16 protein-coding genes are annotated in these 17,997 nt (G+C 28.3%); 4 read left to right on the top strand and 12 right to left on the bottom strand.

The annotated features are described in order from the left end of the window. Nucleotides 1-453 precede the first annotated feature (453 nt). Nucleotides 454-1,827: a sensor histidine kinase gene (locus tag CSPA_RS18325; RefSeq protein ID WP_015393849.1), complete on the bottom strand. Its 1,374-nt coding sequence runs from the start codon at nt 1,825-1,827 to the stop codon at nt 454-456. Then, nucleotides 1,824-2,507, bottom strand: a complete 684-nt coding sequence (locus tag CSPA_RS18330; protein ID WP_015393850.1) for a response regulator transcription factor — start codon at nt 2,505-2,507, stop codon at nt 1,824-1,826. Before CSPA_RS18330 ends, CSPA_RS18325 begins: the two co-directional genes overlap by 4 nt. 445 nt (nt 2,508-2,952) lie before the next feature. Between CSPA_RS18330 and CSPA_RS18335 the strand changes: the two genes are divergently transcribed. Continuing rightward, complete coding sequence (locus CSPA_RS18335) at nt 2,953-4,548, top strand: NHL repeat-containing protein (protein ID WP_015393851.1); 1,596 nt, start codon at nt 2,953-2,955, stop codon at nt 4,546-4,548. A gap of 22 nt (nt 4,549-4,570) precedes the next feature. On the opposite strand, the gene CSPA_RS18340 is transcribed toward CSPA_RS18335, so the two are convergent. From CSPA_RS18340 to CSPA_RS18365, 6 genes are all read right to left on the bottom strand, one after another. Then, the gene (locus CSPA_RS18340) at nt 4,571-5,131 is read right to left on the bottom strand and encodes a DUF1697 domain-containing protein (protein ID WP_015393852.1); all 561 of its coding nucleotides are present in this window, start codon (nt 5,129-5,131) and stop codon (nt 4,571-4,573) included. 23 nt (nt 5,132-5,154) lie between these two features. Then, a complete protein-coding gene (locus CSPA_RS18345; RefSeq protein ID WP_015393853.1) occupies nt 5,155-5,703 on the bottom strand; it encodes an RNA 2'-phosphotransferase in 549 nt (182 codons plus the stop codon). Nucleotides 5,704-5,936: 233 nt separating this feature from the next. Next, nucleotides 5,937-6,983 carry an amidohydrolase family protein gene (locus tag CSPA_RS18350; protein WP_015393854.1) on the bottom strand — a complete coding sequence of 349 codons (1,047 nt, stop codon included), beginning with the start codon at nt 6,981-6,983 and terminating at the stop codon, nt 5,937-5,939. A 41-nt stretch (nt 6,984-7,024) separates the two neighbouring features. Next, the gene (locus CSPA_RS18355) at nt 7,025-10,117 is read right to left on the bottom strand and encodes an efflux RND transporter permease subunit (RefSeq protein ID WP_015393855.1); all 3,093 of its coding nucleotides are present in this window, start codon (nt 10,115-10,117) and stop codon (nt 7,025-7,027) included. A 13-nt stretch (nt 10,118-10,130) separates the two neighbouring features. After that, the gene (locus tag CSPA_RS18360; protein ID WP_015393856.1) at nt 10,131-11,342 is read right to left on the bottom strand and encodes an efflux RND transporter periplasmic adaptor subunit; all 1,212 of its coding nucleotides are present in this window, start codon (nt 11,340-11,342) and stop codon (nt 10,131-10,133) included. A 90-nt stretch (nt 11,343-11,432) separates the two neighbouring features. Next, nucleotides 11,433-12,791, bottom strand: a complete 1,359-nt coding sequence (locus CSPA_RS18365) for a TolC family protein (RefSeq protein WP_015393857.1) — start codon at nt 12,789-12,791, stop codon at nt 11,433-11,435. Between the two features lie 187 nt (nt 12,792-12,978). On the opposite strand from CSPA_RS18365, the gene CSPA_RS18370 reads away from it, so the two are divergent. Beyond that, nucleotides 12,979-13,560, top strand: a complete 582-nt coding sequence (locus CSPA_RS18370; RefSeq protein WP_015393858.1) for a TetR/AcrR family transcriptional regulator — start codon at nt 12,979-12,981, stop codon at nt 13,558-13,560. 182 nt (nt 13,561-13,742) lie between these two features. Here CSPA_RS18370 and CSPA_RS30625 read toward each other — a convergent pair whose 3' ends face one another. The 4 genes from CSPA_RS30625 to CSPA_RS18390 all read right to left on the bottom strand — a co-directional run bounded on the left by CSPA_RS30625 (nt 13,743) and on the right by CSPA_RS18390 (nt 15,473). Next, nucleotides 13,743-13,970, bottom strand: a complete 228-nt coding sequence (locus CSPA_RS30625) for a DUF5652 family protein (RefSeq protein ID WP_341350648.1) — start codon at nt 13,968-13,970, stop codon at nt 13,743-13,745. A gap of 51 nt (nt 13,971-14,021) precedes the next feature. Next, nucleotides 14,022-14,447 carry a GNAT family N-acetyltransferase gene (locus CSPA_RS18380; protein ID WP_015393860.1) on the bottom strand — a complete coding sequence of 142 codons (426 nt, stop codon included), beginning with the start codon at nt 14,445-14,447 and terminating at the stop codon, nt 14,022-14,024. Nucleotides 14,448-14,616: 169 nt separating this feature from the next. Further along, nucleotides 14,617-14,772, bottom strand: coding sequence for a zinc-ribbon domain-containing protein (locus CSPA_RS18385; RefSeq protein WP_009169078.1), 156 nt, complete (start codon nt 14,770-14,772; stop codon nt 14,617-14,619). A gap of 164 nt (nt 14,773-14,936) precedes the next feature. After that, nucleotides 14,937-15,473 (bottom strand): nitroreductase family protein, encoded by a 537-nt coding sequence (locus CSPA_RS18390; protein ID WP_015393861.1) that lies wholly within the window; start codon nt 15,471-15,473, stop codon nt 14,937-14,939. A 307-nt stretch (nt 15,474-15,780) separates the two neighbouring features. Between CSPA_RS18390 and CSPA_RS18395 the strand changes: the two genes are divergently transcribed. Together CSPA_RS18395 and rodA are read left to right on the top strand one after the other, a co-directional pair. Beyond that, complete coding sequence (locus CSPA_RS18395; RefSeq protein WP_015393862.1) at nt 15,781-16,209, top strand: N-acetyltransferase; 429 nt, start codon at nt 15,781-15,783, stop codon at nt 16,207-16,209. A gap of 664 nt (nt 16,210-16,873) precedes the next feature. Continuing rightward, nucleotides 16,874-17,989, top strand: coding sequence for a rod shape-determining protein RodA (gene rodA, locus CSPA_RS18400; protein ID WP_015393863.1), 1,116 nt, complete (start codon nt 16,874-16,876; stop codon nt 17,987-17,989). Nucleotides 17,990-17,997: the final 8 nt, after the last annotated feature.

Here is a 17,997-nt window from a genome sequence, read left to right on the forward strand (position 1 = left end):
AATATAAATACACATATATTATGTCTTATGTTTTAACCATAAGACTTGTAGTGCCATTGTCGAAACATATTAGGAACATGAAAAAAATAATATACCAAAGATGTAATGTATACTTTTGAACCTTGTATGAGATTAAATATATCCAATCACTCTAATACAAGCCATTTTTCCATTATATCCTCCTCATTTCTAATAAGTAAAGCGATCAAAAATGTCAAAATACTTGTTTATTTGCGTTTCTCTTCAATTGTAAAGGATTTAATACAAAAACTCTCTAATAACCGAAATTTTAAAAAACGTTGTTGCCCTAATTATTTTTACTTAAATATACACCTTTAAAAAGAGTAGCTATGCACTTATAAAAAGAGCAGCTATGCTGCAATTAAGAACTTCCCTGCAACATCGGAACTTATATTGGTAATTTTTTTACTTATTTTTTTATTATCACGAAACCTAATTATTTTTACTTAAACATACAGTAAAAGTAGTTTCTTTATTTTCTCTGCTCTCTACATCTATTGTTGCAGTATGTAACGACAATATTTTCTTTACGAGAGTAAGCCCAATTCCACTTCCTTCAATTTTATGCCTGCTTTTATCTCCACGATACATTCTTTCAAAAACATAAGGCAAATCTTCTTTTTTAATTCCAATTCCATTATCCTTAATTTCAATAATCACGTAATCTGCATCGCTGCTGATATTAATCCATACTGTCCCATCTACCTTGTTAAACTTAATTCCATTTGAAATAAGATTTATAAATACTTGTTTTAATTTATCATAATCACCTAAAACCACAAAATCTCTATCTTCATCTTCATTAATAAACAATTTTACATTTTTTTCAGCAGCAGCAATAGAGAAATCTTCTATTACTGATGAAAGTAGTTCGTTTATATTGACTAGTCCTAATTTAAGTATTATTTCATCAGATTCTACTTGTTTTAGTGAATTTAAATTATTTAAAAGTTTTCCGAATCTTATTACTTCATCATTAAGATTATTAAGCTTATCAGTAGTTATAGGTACAATTCCATCTATCATTGCTTCTAAATTATTCTGCAATACATTTAATGGAGTTCTAATTTCATGGGATATATCAGATACTAGTCTTTTTCTAAGTAAATCCTGATTATTTAGTTTCTCTCCTAGAGAATTTATACTCTCAGTTAAATTCCGAATTTCTTCAATGCTGCTTTTTACATTTGATCTAGAATTATAATTTCCTTTGGATAAACTCACAGAAGTTTTTGAAACTGCTTTTATAGGTTCAGTAAATTGCTTTGATAATATTAAACTTATTACTCCTACTATTATTAATGTTAATATACCACTAAATACTATCCCCTTATTAATTTGTCCTTTGAAACTTATATCTTCTTGAGATAGTAAAACAGGTGAGTATTGGCCAACTATAATATATCCTACAATTTTGTCATTTACATTTATATCAAAAATATTGGAAGTATACACTCCTGTTTCTTCTTTACCGTTTACCATCATATGATTTTTATTTTGTATATCTTCATGGTTCATTTCCCATACAACTTTTCTATTTTCATCTAAAAGACTTAAACAGTAATTACTCATATACGCTTCATGCATCATTTCTTCACCAGAGGTTAAACTCCAGCTTCCATCATTTTTATAGACCTGTTGAAAATATTCTACTAACCTTGCATTTCTTTTAGTTTGAATATCCTCCATATATTTATTGAAGGTATTTGTTATTGTTGTATTTATAATTAAAACAGATAAAAGTACTGAAACTACTGAACAAAAAATAAGTATAAAACTTAATCGTCCCCTAATACTCTGCTTCATATTTCATCACCAAATTTATATCCGATTTTTGTAACAGTAGCTATATATCTTGGTGCTTTGGTATCTTCCTCAATTTTCTTACGTAAATTTTTGATATGAACATCTATCCCCCTATCTGAGCCATCAAAATCAATACCAAAAGCTCTTTCTATTATTGCTTCTCTTGTAAATACTTTTCCTTTATTTGAAGCTAAAACATATAATATATCAAATTCATTTGGAGTTAAATTAATTTCTTCGCCATTTAATTTAACAGATCTTTTATCAATATCAATTATTAATTTATTATTATCAAAGGAAAGAATATTCTCTTTGTTATCCCCTAACCTTCTAAATAATGCATTAACACGGGCAGTAAGCTCTCTTGGACTTAAAGGTTTAGTTAAATACTCATCAGCTCCAATATTTAATCCTTCTATTTTATCACTTAACGTACTTTTTGCAGTTAGCATAAAAATATACACATCTGATATTTTTCTTAGTATTTTGCAAACTTCCTCCCCATCAATATCTGGCAACATTAAATCTAAAATTACAAGATCAATTCTCTCTTTTCTAAAAATTTCAATTCCATCTAACCCATTTTCAGTAGTGAAAACTCCATATTCTTCTTTTTCTAAATATGCCTTTAAAACATCCGATACACTTTTTTCATCTTCAATTATTAGAATATTACTCATAGTACTAACCTCTCGAATTTTTCATATTTTATTACCAACTCATATATATTTCAATTATCAATGTTCAATAAATGTTGATTTCCTTTGGAAATCCTTATGTATTGAATAATTCTTTTTGCAACATATATATTTAACATTTTAGCATAAACTTATGAATTTTATATGTAGATGATAAACAAAAAGTCATGTAAAAGAAGATTCATTTATCATCCTTAGTACTATTATTTTATAAAAATATATAATTTTTAACAAAATATAACATCATTCTTAATTTTTTCTTGATTGAAAATTTTATTATTGATATAATAAGACTACTTTCTTAAAAATAGAATAACTTTACAGCAAATGAATATATATCTAAAAGTAAAATCATGAACATTTAGATAAAATTACAGAAATATTAATATGTATATTAAACTATTTTTAACGTTACGGAGGTCATAAAATGATATATATAGCTATTTTTCTAGTTGTATTAAAAGCTCATCCAGTGCTTAGTATTTTGGGGTGTATTCTTTTTGGTATCATTAGCCAAATTGTATTTCCAAACAAAGTTAAATTCAAGTTATTAAAATTTTCTACAGTTTTATTTGTAATTATTATTGCTAATATTTTTGTAGGACATTTTTTAACAAATGTGATTATCGATAATTTTGGCGAAAAAGGTGAAGCTATGGTTGTAGATAATTTACCAACATCAGATCAATACAATAACGAAACGGTTTATCGCTATAATGTTATGATTAAACCTACTAATGATAACAATGTTATTTCAACTTATTTTTTATCATCAGATTTTAATATAGTTCATAACGATTCATTAAATAAATACAGCTATCCTTCAACTGGAGTCAAATTTAATGTGAAATATATACAAGCTTATCCAAAAGCTTTTGTTATTATAGCCAATGATGATAGTGATTACGCCAAACAACTTCAACTTAGTAAGTATTCCTCAGAAAAAGCTAAAATAGAAAATCAATTAAAAATGGACCCTGATAACGCCGGTCTTAAAGAAAAGCTTGAGGAATTGAATGAGAAACTTCAAGCTATTACTATTAATAATGATGGCAATGCTAGTGAAGTTACAAAGAAACTTCAACTTAACGAGTATTCAATGGAAATATCTAATATAGAAGAACAATTAAAAATGGATCCTGAAAACTCTTCTCTTAAAAGGAAGCTTGAAGAATTAAAATTAAAAATTCTTTCTATTAACAACAGTAACTTCTCTGGGGAATTAGTAACAATTTTCGGTGGAAAAGGTACAGATTCTGGAAAATTAAATGATGCAAGATATATTACAATAGACTCTGATAATAATGTTTGGATTGCTGATTATATTGATGGACGAATTCAACAATTTAGTAATTCTGGTGAATTCCTTAAGATGATTCAAATAAAAGCAGATAAACATGATTCTAAACTAATTAAGGGACTAGCTGCAGATATGAATGGAAATTTATACGTCTCTACTGGTAGCACAATTCAGAAATATAAAACAGCTGATGGTAGTTTATCAGCAACTTTTAATGAAAAAGATTATTATGGCTCCTTAGCGGTTGATAAAAATAATAACCTATATTTACTAACTTCCTCTGCAATGGAAAACACTTTGTATAAACTAAACTCTGATGGAACTATATTGGCTATTTTTAATAATATTATAAAAAAAGCTAACAAAGAAGATCCGGGGATGAATGCTAATTTTGCATTAGATAGTTCTTGTAATATTTACATTTTTAGTGAATATACTAAAAAAATATATGTATATAATTCCAATGGGGAATTCATTAAATATTTAGATTTAAAGTTAAATAGTAAAGATATAGATATTGAAACAATTTCTATAGACAATAATGATAATTTGTATATAAAAAGCTTTACTGGTAATTATAAATTTGACCTCAATGGTAATTTACTTAATGTTTTGCCTAATAAAAATTATTATAGTACTGCTGTAGATTCAAACGATAATATTTATATGCCAGAAAATGACCATGTTTTTGAATATAATCTAAATAATTCTACACAAAAATAGATCTATATAGCTGAAATATATTTTAGTTTTCCAAAGCTTTTGCCAATGAATTAAGTTTACTTAATGTTTTCCAATTACGCACAGTTGTTGCTACATCAAGTTTATAAAGATTATTGGCAAGCTTTGAATTTCGAATGCTATGCTTAAATAAAAGATACACATTTCTCCCTACAATATAATATTTATCACTTTCACTTTTATAGCTGTCTATGTACTCAAGTTTTTCTTTCAAAGGATTATGTTTCAATAATGCAACATATAAACTTTCTACCTCAGATAATCTCTCTGCTTCTGCTATTTCCTCATTTGAGAATGGACAATCCGATAGAAGCTGTTCTAATTCATTAGATGTCCTTAAAATAACTTCTAAAGAAATTCCAAAGACGGTTTCAATCTCTTGTTCAATTTTATTGCAGAGTGCCTCCTCTGATTCATTTGATTTGAACAGAACATTTCCACTTTGAATATATGTTTTTACATCGCTAACTCCAATGGATTCAAAGGTTCGTTTCAAATCTGCCATCTTTATTACATTTTTTCCTCCTACATTAATACCTCTTAACAATGCTATATAAACAGTCATATTGTAAACTCTCCTTTATATATCTATAATTCTTTACTTAAATATTTTATTGGAACATAATCAGTTAACCACACTTTATTTTCAGATAAATAGAATTTGTACCCGTCCTTATACATTTCATCACTATCAATTTTAAAAATAACTAATTCGCCATGTCTCTTACCTACCTTTGTTGCTGTTTCAACATCTGATGATAAATGAACATATTGTCTATTTTGCTTCTTGATGCCTTCTTTACAGATCCTTTCGCTAAACCTTGTTGCTGTTCCATGATACAATACCTTTGGTGGCTCTATAGGTTGTAATTCAAGATTCACTGTAATTGAATGCCCTTGATTTGCTTTAATTTTGCTTTTATCCTCATTAAAGGAGTACCTTTGTTTATTATCTTCAGCTACAATTCTTTCAATATCTGAAATTGTTACTTTATATCCTTTTAAATTCAATCCTTTAATTAAATCTGATGTCTTAATATATCCATATTCATCTAATTTCAATCCAATTTCTTCTGGTTTATGTCTTAATATAAGACTTATAAATTTACTAATACTCATATCTTCTTTTCTTATCATTATTTTAATCCCCTTTTATCTATCTAGTCTTGCCGTACAAAATAATATTCTACCTGTAAATAAATATTTCTTCATATTATTGATTATACTCTCTTTAATTATAACTATATTTTACCATAATTAATGCAATTTTTAATTCCAGCTATAAAAAAATTAACTCTCTGAATAATAAAAAACATAGATGGTTTTACTTTAATATAATCCACCTATGTTTTCACTGTTTATTTTAATACTTATGAAAAATTAATATTTGAATTTTCTACTAATCTCGGAAACAACTTCAAAGCATTTTTATAATAAATATCTTGACGTAATTCATCAGTAAGTATATAAGTTTTATCTAATTCTTCAGCAAGCATAATACATCCAACTTCTAGAGTATATGGATAATCACTTCCATAGAACAAATGACTATGATCTGCAATTTCTAAGATAGTTTCTAATTGCCTTGGAATACACATTCCTGCAATATCATAATACAATTTTTTTAATTCTCCATATACATCTATCTTTTCTTTACCCTCTAATAAGTAAGCCTTTTTAAAAAAGGCATCAAGTCTATCACAAAGTATTGGTAAAAATGCACCTGCATGGGGAATAACAAACTTAATATTGTTAAAACGTCTTATAGTTCCCTTTGATATCATATTTGTTACAGTACGCGTTGTATCAAATAAAAATTCCATTGCTGGTATAGGCAATTCTTCATTTACATTCTGAGGGACAGAGCTAGGTTTATTGGGATGAAGAATAACTACTGCCTTACGATTATTTAGTTCCTCTAATATAGGATCTAAACATGGATCTCCTAAATATACACCTTGCGTATTTGTTGGAAATGCAATACCATCTGCCTTTAGTACATCAAATGCATAGTTGATTTCTTCTATACTATCTTTCACATTAGGTAGAGGAAGAGATGCTATAAGTCCAAATTTATTAGGATATTTTTCTACAGCTTCGGCTCCTTCCTCATTAGCTTGTCTTGCAACTCTTTTAGCAACTTCTGGATCTCCAAAATTTAAATGGGGAGAAGATAAGCTTAACACTGTTGTAGTAATACCTAAATATTCCATCATTTTCAAATGACTTTCAACATCCCATTCTGGTGTTGGGAAGCCATCTGGCTCCCCTTCTACTTCAAATTCTAGTAGTCTCCTATATGCTCTAGGAATATAATGAACATGCATATCTATTTTTTGAAGTTTATTTCCTTTATAATTTTTCATCATATTATCAATTTTATATCCTAATATCATGTCTTTAATTATATTCGCCATAATTCTTTTCCTTTCACATTGTTAAATTAAAATATTAAATACTACTTTTTCCAGAACATCAATGCTTTAAAATTTATTTTATTAAACTTTGATTTAATATCTATTGGTTTTTCTTCTAACTTTGTGTTAACAAGTGAATATACCACTGGAACAACTACAAATGTAAGGAAAGTTGCTGATCCAAGTCCAAATATTATGGTTACAGACATAGGCCCAAATAATGCACTGTGAGAAAATGCAAGAGGTATAAGCCCTGTAATTGTTGCTGTTGAACTTAATATTATAGGTCTAAATCTTTGACTTACAGCATGCAAACATGCTTCATCTATTGAAAGTCCTTCATTTCTTCCTTCAATTATATATTCCACAAGCAAAATACCGTTTCTTATAACTACTCCAATTAAACTTATTATCCCCATTACAGCAGTCAAGGATAGTTGCATATTAAATATTCGAAGCCCTACTGTCACTCCTATTAATGATAGTGGAAGTGCACACATTATTATAAGTGGCTGCAAGAAAGATTTAAATTGAACAAATAAAATAACATAAATTATCAGTATACACATAGCTGCAGCTATACCAAGACTTGTGAAGTTTTTGTCTATTTGATATTTCTCACCATCATAAATAACATTTATACCATCTATATCCATCTTATTTACTTCCGGGCTTAATGCATTTTCTACGTCAACAGCATTATATCCAGTTTTTATATCGCTATATACTGTTACAGTTTTATCTTTCTTATAATGTTTTATTTGGTCTATTTGTGAATCGAGACTTATAGTTGCTACTTCTGATAACAATACCTTATTTTTTGCAAGGCTAGATTTCACTTGTAAATTTTTCAAATCTTCAACTGATGCTGCATTACTTTTAACTAGTATATCGTAATCACTTCCATTTTTTCTGTATACAGAAGCTCCATATCCTCTTATAGCAATGCTTATCTGCTTTTCTATATCAGATTTTAATAAACCATGCTGTACTGCCTTAGTACTATCTATATTTACTTTATATTGATAAGTCTTTTTTGCTGCATCATCTCTAACATTTGTAGTTCCTGGAATACCCTTTAATTTTTCTTGTATTTGATCTGAAGTTGCGTAAAGCTTATCTAAATCATCTCCTGTAAGTCTTATACGAACAGGTGCACCCGTTGGCATTGCTTGTTCTAATAGTTTTACTGTTGCAGTGCCTCCAGATATTTTACTATCTATTTCACTTTGTAAATACTCAGCCAATTCTTGTCTTGTCTTAAACTTTTTAGTTTTATTTAAGTCTATATTCATCATAATTTGAGCTTTATCTTTTGCTGGTGCAAGAGGAGGTATAGTAATATAAAATTTAGGCACAGCACCACCTATGGCTGAAGTATAACTTGTAATATCTTCATCTGATTTTACTATATCCTCAACTTGTTTTACTAACTCACTTGTGCTGTCGATATTATCTACTTTTTCATTAGCAATGTCTATATAAAGAATGTCTTTATCTGCATAAGGAAAGAACTTCGTTCCTATTGAATTTAGCAAACCTATGGATACGGCAAACAAACATAAACATATTGTAATAATCTTTATTTTATTCTTAAGTCCGTAAGTTAAAAGTTTATGGAAAAACCTTTTGATTTTACTTTCCTTCTCAACTGCTTTACTTTTCTTAAAAAATATAGATGCCATAGCGGGAGTTACAAACAGTGCTGATAAGTAAGAACATGCAATACATATCATTACTACCTGAGGCAAAGTTCTTAAGAATTCTCCTGCTCCTCCAGGTATATTTAAAAGCGGTGCAAAAGCACCAATAATAATCAATGTAGATGTAAATACAGGCACAAATAATTTTTTAATACCATGAAAAGCGGCTTCATCTCCAGACATGCCTTCATCAATACCCACCTGCACAACATCGCCTATTACAATCGCATCATCTACTAATATTCCAAGAGCTATAATAAGTGCTGTGGTAGACATTTCCTGGACTTTAATACCAAGGAGATTCATAGCAATAAATGACATTGCTATAGATATAGGAATTACTGCTGATACTACCATCGCATTTCTAAATCCCATTCCTATTAAAACAGTTATAACTACAAGAATTACACCATCCCTGAGGTTCTCCATAAAGAAAGAAACTGATTCATCTACAGCCTTAGGCTGAAAAGTAACTTGCTCTATTTTCAAATCTGGTGGTAATTGTTTTTTTATCTCATCTATTTTTTTTGTAATGTCCTTACCTATTAAAACTATATTTTTATTATCTTGAAAGTAACCGGCAATTAATACGGAATTTTCTCCATTAGAAGTAAATTTATAATTTGAATCATCATCGTATCCCATATAAACCTTGGCTATATCTTTAATTCTAATAGTTTGTCCAGTGTCAGTCGAAACATTTACCACTGTATCTTCTATCTCCTTAAGAGATGTAAAGCTTCCAGGTGTCTGAACCTTTATTTTTCCAGTTTTTAAATCTAAATTTCCAGAAGGAATATCTATATTTTGAGCTTTTAATGCTCCACATATGTCTTCAAAAGAAATTGGATATTTATTTATCTTATTTAAATCCACTTCCACTTTTACCTGATTATCTTGTTTACCCTTTATATCAAATCTTGAAATACCACTAACATTGCTTAGCTGTTTCTTTATATCATCTGCATAATTTCCCAATTGTTCATAGGAATAATTATCGCCAGATACACTTAGAATCATACCAGCAGTTTCTGTAAGATTCGTATTTATATCACTATCTTGACAGCCATCTGGGAGATCTGCTTTTAAATCTTTTACCTTATCTCTCATATCACGCCAGGCTTTTTCTTTATCACAATCATTAGTTAAAAAAACAACAACTATTGAAGCATTATTTACAGAGTAAGACTCACAATAATCATAACCATCTATCTCTTCAACTTTTTCTTCAACTTTTTTTGAAACTAAACTTTCTATATCACTAGGAGAACCTCCTGGATAAACTGTTGTAATCATTGCTGCTGGAGATGAAACATCTGGCATTTCCTGCTTAGGAACAATATAATAGCAATAACATCCACTTAAAATAGCTATAGTTATTAAAAATAATACTATTTTTTTATTTTTTATAGCCGCTTTAATCAATCCCATAATTCATCCCCCTTTACTCTGCTGAAACCTGATATCCAGCTTTTATATTTTTCATCCCCTCAGTTACGAGATTGTCTGCAACCTTTAATCCATCTACACATACTTCATTTTCATTTGTATCTCCTAAAGTTACATTTTTTCTAACAGCACGTCCATCTTCCACAACATATACATAATCTTGTCCATCATTCAAAATACTGGTAATTGGAATCCATATCCCACTCTTTTCTCCATTTTCAATATATACCTTCACTGATTGACCTATATAATATTTATTATTATCAATTGGATTTGAAATTTTAATTTCTGCACTGTAAGTTCCACTTTGTCTATCAGGTGCTTGAACCATATTTATAACTTCTCCATCAGCAGTAGCATCATCTATTTTAACTTCTGCTTTTGTTCCAACCTGTATTTTCTTAACATCATCATCTGATAAACCTGCAGTAACAACTTGATCTTCACTTCTAATTAATACAACTGGATATCCAGCTTGTTGGAGTTCTCCTTCCTTACAAAGAACATCTACTACATATCCATCTTCATCTGCTGTAAGTGATGCATCTTGAACCAAATTAACCTTTGAATCATAATTAGCCTTTGCCGCATTAACCCCTGCCAATGCTGCTTGTTTATCCTCTTCTCTTGCTCCATTTTTAACTTGATTTAATGTTTCCTTAGCTGCATTTAGCTGACTTTCACTACCGTCTAATTTTATCTTAATATCATTAACCTGCTGCTGTGTAGCTGCTTTTATTTGATATAAGTTAACAGTTTTATCATATAAGTCCTTACAGTAATTATATTCATCCTGAGCATTTTTCACTGCTATTTCAGCTTTATTTATATCTTCAGATTGAGCTCCATTTAAAGCTTTATCGTATTGAGCCTGTGCTGCATCCATTTGGGCCTTTGCTGCATTTTCTGCTAAATTCAAATCACTCTTATCTAAATCAACAAGACTGTCTCCTTTTTTTACATGTTGTCCTTTTATAACATATATTTTTGAAATTTTAGCTGGACTTTTAAAAGAAAGCTTTCTTACTTCACTCCCACCAGTTATACCTTGATATTCCAAATTGACTGGGTGACTTTGATTTTGAAGCTCTGCAGTTTTTACTGGATATGTTTTTGCATCAGTTTTTGCATCAGTTTTACCACTACATCCACTTAGTATTGTAAAATTAAAAAATACCAAACAAATAGCTATTATCTTTTTATTCATATATCCTCCTTATATTAACCACATCATATGTACAAAATAATATTATTAAGTTTATTTCCACACATAATTTTGCTTATTCAAAAAAATTTATTAGTTACCTAGTATCCATGGTGTTTGAATACTATCTCTTAAGTTATTATGAGCATAAACAAGTTTTCTTAAGGCAGTATCTAATTCTTCACTAGCTACAACTTGTTTATCATAATCATTTTGAAGCATTAATCCCATATCTACTTGTGCTTTTGCAAATCCAAGCTTTGTATTTGTTGAATTAACTTGTTCTTTTAAATTATCTATTTTATTTTCTATATCAAGTAATGTTGAATAATTTTGTTTTAATATACTTTTTAGATTCTTTTTCGTATCGTCTAACTTAACTTTTGCTTCATCATATTGATATTTTCCATCTAAATAACCTTCATAAGACTTGAGAGCATTATAGTATTTTAATTGATCTTTAGCATAAAGTAAGGAATCACACGCAAATTGTCCATAATTAAAATTAATATTCCCAGCCGCATCTCGTGAAAGATACTTTGTATCAGTCTGATTAGGTGCTGCTGCTGTTACTGCATCTTTATCAACATTTTCCTTTATTCCATCATCCTTTAAATTTTTAATATAGTCTTTAGTTAAATCTAATATTTTATTATCATATTCAAAATAAGCGCTGAGTTTAGAATCCACATAATCATCAACTGAATCATATATTTTGAATTTTGTATAATCAAGATCGTAATCAAGAGTATAATCATTCTTTAAATCTAAATCAGTTAGTACTTTAAAATAATCTTTTGCATCACTTAAGGAATTTTCCTTTGCAGTTATATCATCTTGTAATGATTTTAATTCAACTTCAGCATCAGTAACTTGATTTTCAGTTGCCATTCCTAAAGAAAGTTTTTCTTTTAAATAAACTAACTCATTCTTCTTCAGTTCCAAGTTTCTCTTAGCTTTATCTATGTCAATTTGCTTCAACAGCATATCATTATATTTATTTGTAATATCACTGGATATTTGATCCATCATGAAATCCCTTGATTGTTTTGTCTGCTTTTCTTGCAATTCAAGTTTATCGTAAGGATAATCATATACATCACTAGAGTAATTATCTCCTGCTATTGATTTATTAAAATCAGTGCTTTTCTCTTGAAGATCTTCTTTATTTCGATAATATGTTATTTGTGTTGCCTTTAATGCAAATTTATCATTATTACTTATTGCCGCATTTATTGCATCAGGTAGTTTTAGAACTTTCTTATTTACATCACCATGTATCCCTTGACTAATACTTATGTTTTCTCCACTACTAGTATAATTTTGCATTTGTTTTGAGATATTTTTACTTTCGGTAGATGTAGATTCAGCTGCAAATACTGGTATAATACTACTATTCATAATATTTACTGCAATTCCAACAGCAATCAGATTTTTTATATGTTTTCTCATTAATATCCACCTCTTCATTATTGAAATACTTAAAAATGTTTTAATCTACATATGTATAAAAACTTTACAATTGTATGATAAATACTATATACTGTTATATGAAGGTTATCAAGAAACAATAACTTTAATCTATATAGTTAGACTACAGTCTTTATCGATGTGTAGATTATTTCATAGGAGGGACTTTATGAATGATAATAAAACTCTTGATTTAAGAATACGAAGGACACATAAACTATTATCTGAAGCCTTAATATCTTTACTTTCCGAACAAAGTTTTGATAATATTAACATTTCTGATATCTGCGATAAGGCTATGATTCATCGAACCACCTTTTATAAGCATTTTGAAGATAAATATCATCTACTTGACTCTTTGATTAGTGAATTGGTTGAAAACTTAGAAAAGAATAGTACGGAGCAAACTCCAATTAACAATCCAAGGCAATACTATGTAAATTTATTTAAACTTCTTTTAGAACATATGCAAGAGAATGTAAAGATGTATTCTGTTGGATTACCAAATAATGGTTTTGCAATGAAATCACTTCAAAAATCAGTAGGTGAACGCACAAAAGCAAAATTGGTAAGTAATGAAGCTAATGGCGTAATATTTTCAATTCCCATACCAATTCTTTCAGAATTTTATTCCTCCGCAATGGTTAATTTAGCTATTTGGTGGCTTGAAAATAATATGCCTCTCAGTATTGAAGAAATAGTAAAATATAGCGATATGATGATTAATAGACTAGACATAAATGAAGAATAGATTGAATTATTTACATATAAAACATAAAAAGATATTAATAACCTTAAGTCTAATACGTTCTATGCTTGATATAAAACATCTTTATGCTGTTCTATATCTCACATATTACATATTACTTTAAGTATATTAATATCTTTACCTATTATCTTCATCAACAATTTTTAAATTTTTAAATTACTATATTATAAATTTTCATGTTTCTTTTTAAAGAAACTTAGATATATTATTTCTAAAATTCCAAGGGTATTAACAATTAATAAGACAATATACCATATTAATTGTTTATTGCGGGCAGAGCGCCAAAGAGCTACTCCCTTCCAAATAATTGACCAACATATTAATAATAAAAGCATTAGTTTATTTGAAGTCATAAATTGAATTATATTGCTCATTTTCATTTCTCCAATCATAATTACTTATTTATTAATATGTCATTTATACAATTAATTATTCATTTATAGTTAATTACCTAAATTAAGTTCGTTAGGAATTACAACCCACCCTATAGAATTGAAATTTGCATCCATTTCATGATTGTTACTTTTAGTAAAAATAAAGCCTGTTTTTATTCCAACTTCTTTTAACTTTGACAAAGAACGATCCAACATCCTTTTTTCAATTTCATTAACTCTATATTCATTATATATTGCAATATGATATATATATCCTCTAACGCCATCGCTTCCACATAATAGTGCCCCTATTACTTTTCCATCATCTGTACAAGCTACAGAACTAGCATCTGGATTTTTCTTCAAATATATTATTAAATCACTTTTTGTAACAGAACTCTCTAAAAATGTTGTTCCAAAAATATCATTCCATAATTTGAGTACTTGATCTATATCTGACTCTTTCATAGCTTTAACTACTATTGTATTATCCAATTACACCACCTACCCTGATTTAATTCTTTTGTAATTTATATTATATATATTACCACTGTATTGTTTTATTAGATACATAATTTGATATATATTTTAGTTAATTTCTATTTAAAATTGTTCAACAAAAAAGAGTTACAAGAAAATCTCATAACTCTAAAAATAACATGAACTATCTTCTATTATTTTGTTGTTTTCTAGCTCTTCTACAATCTGGACATCTTACAGGTTCGTTATCGAATCCTTTTTCTTTGTAGAATTCTTGTTCTCCAGTTGTGAAAACAAATTCATTTCCACAATCTTTACATACTAAAGTTTTATCTTCCATGTTAAATTCCTCCTTTTAAATTAAAGATTAATATCGACTCATATAATTCTCTAAAAGGAGAAATGCATAATATCTATAAAAAACCTTTTTTCTTACAAAACTAATTATAACAGCGTTTCTTTTAAAAAGCAACTATTTATTTTTATTTATTTTTATTTATATAATCACCAACATTCATAATGAATCATATCTTCAAGCTTTTTTCTTGGACGAGCTTTAGGATTTTCATTTGGGTAACCAACTGTTATAACACCAACTACATACTTATCAGTAGGGATATTTAAGACTGGTCTAATTTCTTCTTGTGTAAATTCCGCAACCCAACAAACCCCTAATCCCAAATTATTAGCTTCTAACAACATATATCCTACTGAAATCGAGGTATCTCTAATTATTCTTTTTAGTTCATCTTCTGGACTATTATCATCTAAATAAACGTCTTCTTCTTTTATCCTACAGCGTATATCTGCAACACATACAATGAATACTGGAGCTGTTAACATCCACTTTTGATTATGAGAAGCCTCTACTACTTTTTGTCTCATTTCTTCAGATTTTACTATTATATAATTCCACGGCTGAGTATTATTACCTGATGGAGCAAGCCTTGCACTTTCAAGTAATTCTTTTATTTGATTATCCTCCACTGGTTTATCACTATACTTTCTAATACTCCTACGCATTTCAATTTCTTTAATCATCTATTGCATACCTCACTTCATGATATTTATTATTTACATAGTTTATTTTTAAGCTAAATTCACTACATTGTTTCCCATACGAATCACCTATTGCTATATTTAATTTCGAGTATTTATATAATTAAAGCTAATATTTCTAATCAATTATAACATAAATTGTAAGCATTTCATTATTCAGTTCTTGAATAATGCAACATTCATAAAATATGTTATAATTAAGAAGTAAATTACAGTTAGAAGAAAGGGTGAACTTGATGAGTGGATTCGACTCTAATTTTTAGTAATTAAAAAAATTGAGGAGAATAGTATGATTAAAAATTTTAATTTAAGTAAATTAGACTCAGTAATGAAAATTTGGCTTGACACTAATATAGATGCCCATAATTTTATAAAGAATAAATACTGGATTAATAATTATAATTTAGTTAAAGAAATGCTGCCTTTAGCTGATATTTATATATTTGAAGAAAATAATATTATAAAAGGCTTTATAGGAGTTATGGAAGAAAATTATATAGCTGGCCTTTTTGTAAAAAAGGAATATCAAAGAGAAGGCATAGGTAAAAAGTTACTAGATTATTGTAAATCCAAATATTTAGTTCTTAAATTAGATGTGTTTATTAAAAACAAAAATGCAGTGAATTTTTATTATAAAAATGGTTTTAAAGTTTTAGATGAACATTTTAGTGAAGAAACAAATGAGATTGAATACACTATGATATTTAACAAGAACTAACTGAATCCATATAGATATCCAAAGCAAGAATTAGACTTATGTGAAACTTACCGAAATCCAATACATTTGTCTTCTACAGGACTAGTGAAATTTTCGCTGGAAGGTTCTAAATATGGGCTTGTCGTCATTCCAGCGTGTTCTAGATGTAAAATCTAGACAAGCTGAAATGAAACAAGCCCCCATTAAGAACCTTCATCAGCTCAATTTCACATGCCTGCTCCAGAAAAATGTATCGTATTTCTAGTGTAGGGTTACGATTATAATTTCTCAAGAGTGTATGCATATTCCATTTATAAGTTTGATTATTCATTTGGATATCTATAACAAAATAGACGCTTAAAAAGACACCGAATTTTACAAAAGAAATTCGGTGCTTTTTTGCACACTAATTACTAAACTGTATCAACATTTATTTAATAATTCTTGTCATATCTGAAGTATCTCACAGATAGTTCCATCTAATGTTTTATCTTACTTAAGTCATCAATAAATATGAAACAACAACCTATATCTAAATATTTCTAAATTATTAAGAAATACTCTTAATTTTACATATATATTAAATTAAAATTAAGATTTATTGTTAATAATTGTTTATTCTCATAAACTAATACATAATTAATCTAGATATTAGTTATTTCATTTTTTTAACAAGGAGATTCAAATGAATAAGTTTTTAATTAACAAAAAACTTTTAAAACAATTAGATGTAACCATGCTTGTAACAGCTATTCTCATTACTATTTTTGGAATTATAAATATTTATAGTGTAACATATTCAGTTTCTGGTGCACATTATGGTGAACTGCAAATATTTTGGTTAATTCTTGGACTAGCAGTAGTATATTTCATTCTAATATTTGACTATAATACTCTAGGAAAATATTCAAGCATAATTTATTGGTCTGGGATAGCTCTACTATTATATAACGATGTTACTAGCAAAGCAGTAAAAGGTGCTTCATCATGGATAAGAATTGGAAATAGAGCAATAGAACCAGGTGAATTTGTAAAATTCGGACTAATTTTAATATTAGCAAAAAAATTAGATGACATGGAAGGAAATATAAATAAACCTAAAAACTTTGTTATTTTATCTTTCTATGCTTTTATTCCGATGTTTTTAATACTTATTCAACCAAATTTAGGGATGACTCTTATTTGCTTTTTTATTACACTAGGAATATATTTTATTTCTGATTTAGATTTAAAAATTCTTGCTATTGGTTTTGCAGCTGTAATTCCACTAAGTCTTATAATATGGTTTAGTAATATCTTAAAAGCATATCAAAAGCAAAGAATACTTGTATTTTTAAATCCAGAATCCTATCAACAAGATTCAGGTTTTCAATTGATGCAATCCATAATTGGCATAGGTTCTGGTGGATTATTGGGTGCTGGCTTTCTAAAAGGAGTTCGTGCTTCTAGTGGCTTTATCCCCGAGGTTCATACTGACTTTATATTTGCAGTAGTTGGAGAAGAATGGGGGCTAATAGGTGCTATTTTTCTAATAGCCTTATACAGTATATTAATTTATAAAATGATTAAATTAGCAAAAGAAGCTAAAGATATTCTTGGTCGTCTTATTTGTGTTGGTACAGCTTCTGGTTTCCTATTTTCAATATTTCAAAATATCGGTATGACTATTGGAATTATGCCAGTTGCAGGCATTACACTTCCATTTATGAGTTATGGTGGAAGTTCAATCCTTGTAAATTTTATGTCTCTAGGTCTAGTATTGAATGTTAGTATGAGAAAAAACAAACTCAGTTTTTATTGAATAAAATA

The organism is Clostridium saccharoperbutylacetonicum N1-4(HMT) (assembly GCF_000340885.1).
GTDB classification, from domain to species: domain Bacteria; phylum Bacillota; class Clostridia; order Clostridiales; family Clostridiaceae; genus Clostridium; species Clostridium saccharoperbutylacetonicum.

Excerpts from the sequence above, each read along its gene's own strand:
- CSPA_RS18325 (WP_015393849.1), bottom strand. The coding sequence starts at position 1,827 with ATGAAGCAGAGTATTAGGGGACGATTAAGTTTTATACTTATTTTTTGT.
- CSPA_RS18330 (WP_015393850.1), bottom strand. The coding sequence starts at position 2,507 with ATGAGTAATATTCTAATAATTGAAGATGAAAAAAGTGTATCGGATGTT.
- CSPA_RS18335 (WP_015393851.1), top strand. The coding sequence starts at position 2,953 with ATGATATATATAGCTATTTTTCTAGTTGTATTAAAAGCTCATCCAGTG.
- CSPA_RS18340 (WP_015393852.1), bottom strand. The coding sequence starts at position 5,131 with ATGACTGTTTATATAGCATTGTTAAGAGGTATTAATGTAGGAGGAAAA.
- CSPA_RS18345 (WP_015393853.1), bottom strand. The coding sequence starts at position 5,703 with ATGATAAGAAAAGAAGATATGAGTATTAGTAAATTTATAAGTCTTATA.
- CSPA_RS18350 (WP_015393854.1), bottom strand. The coding sequence starts at position 6,983 with ATGGCGAATATAATTAAAGACATGATATTAGGATATAAAATTGATAAT.
- CSPA_RS18355 (WP_015393855.1), bottom strand. The coding sequence starts at position 10,117 with ATGGGATTGATTAAAGCGGCTATAAAAAATAAAAAAATAGTATTATTT.
- CSPA_RS18360 (WP_015393856.1), bottom strand. The coding sequence starts at position 11,342 with ATGAATAAAAAGATAATAGCTATTTGTTTGGTATTTTTTAATTTTACA.
- CSPA_RS18365 (WP_015393857.1), bottom strand. The coding sequence starts at position 12,791 with ATGAGAAAACATATAAAAAATCTGATTGCTGTTGGAATTGCAGTAAAT.
- CSPA_RS18370 (WP_015393858.1), top strand. The coding sequence starts at position 12,979 with ATGAATGATAATAAAACTCTTGATTTAAGAATACGAAGGACACATAAA.
- CSPA_RS30625 (WP_341350648.1), bottom strand. The coding sequence starts at position 13,970 with ATGATTGGAGAAATGAAAATGAGCAATATAATTCAATTTATGACTTCA.
- CSPA_RS18385 (WP_009169078.1), bottom strand. The coding sequence starts at position 14,772 with ATGGAAGATAAAACTTTAGTATGTAAAGATTGTGGAAATGAATTTGTT.
- CSPA_RS18390 (WP_015393861.1), bottom strand. The coding sequence starts at position 15,473 with ATGATTAAAGAAATTGAAATGCGTAGGAGTATTAGAAAGTATAGTGAT.
- CSPA_RS18395 (WP_015393862.1), top strand. The coding sequence starts at position 15,781 with ATGATTAAAAATTTTAATTTAAGTAAATTAGACTCAGTAATGAAAATT.
- rodA (WP_015393863.1), top strand. The coding sequence starts at position 16,874 with ATGAATAAGTTTTTAATTAACAAAAAACTTTTAAAACAATTAGATGTA.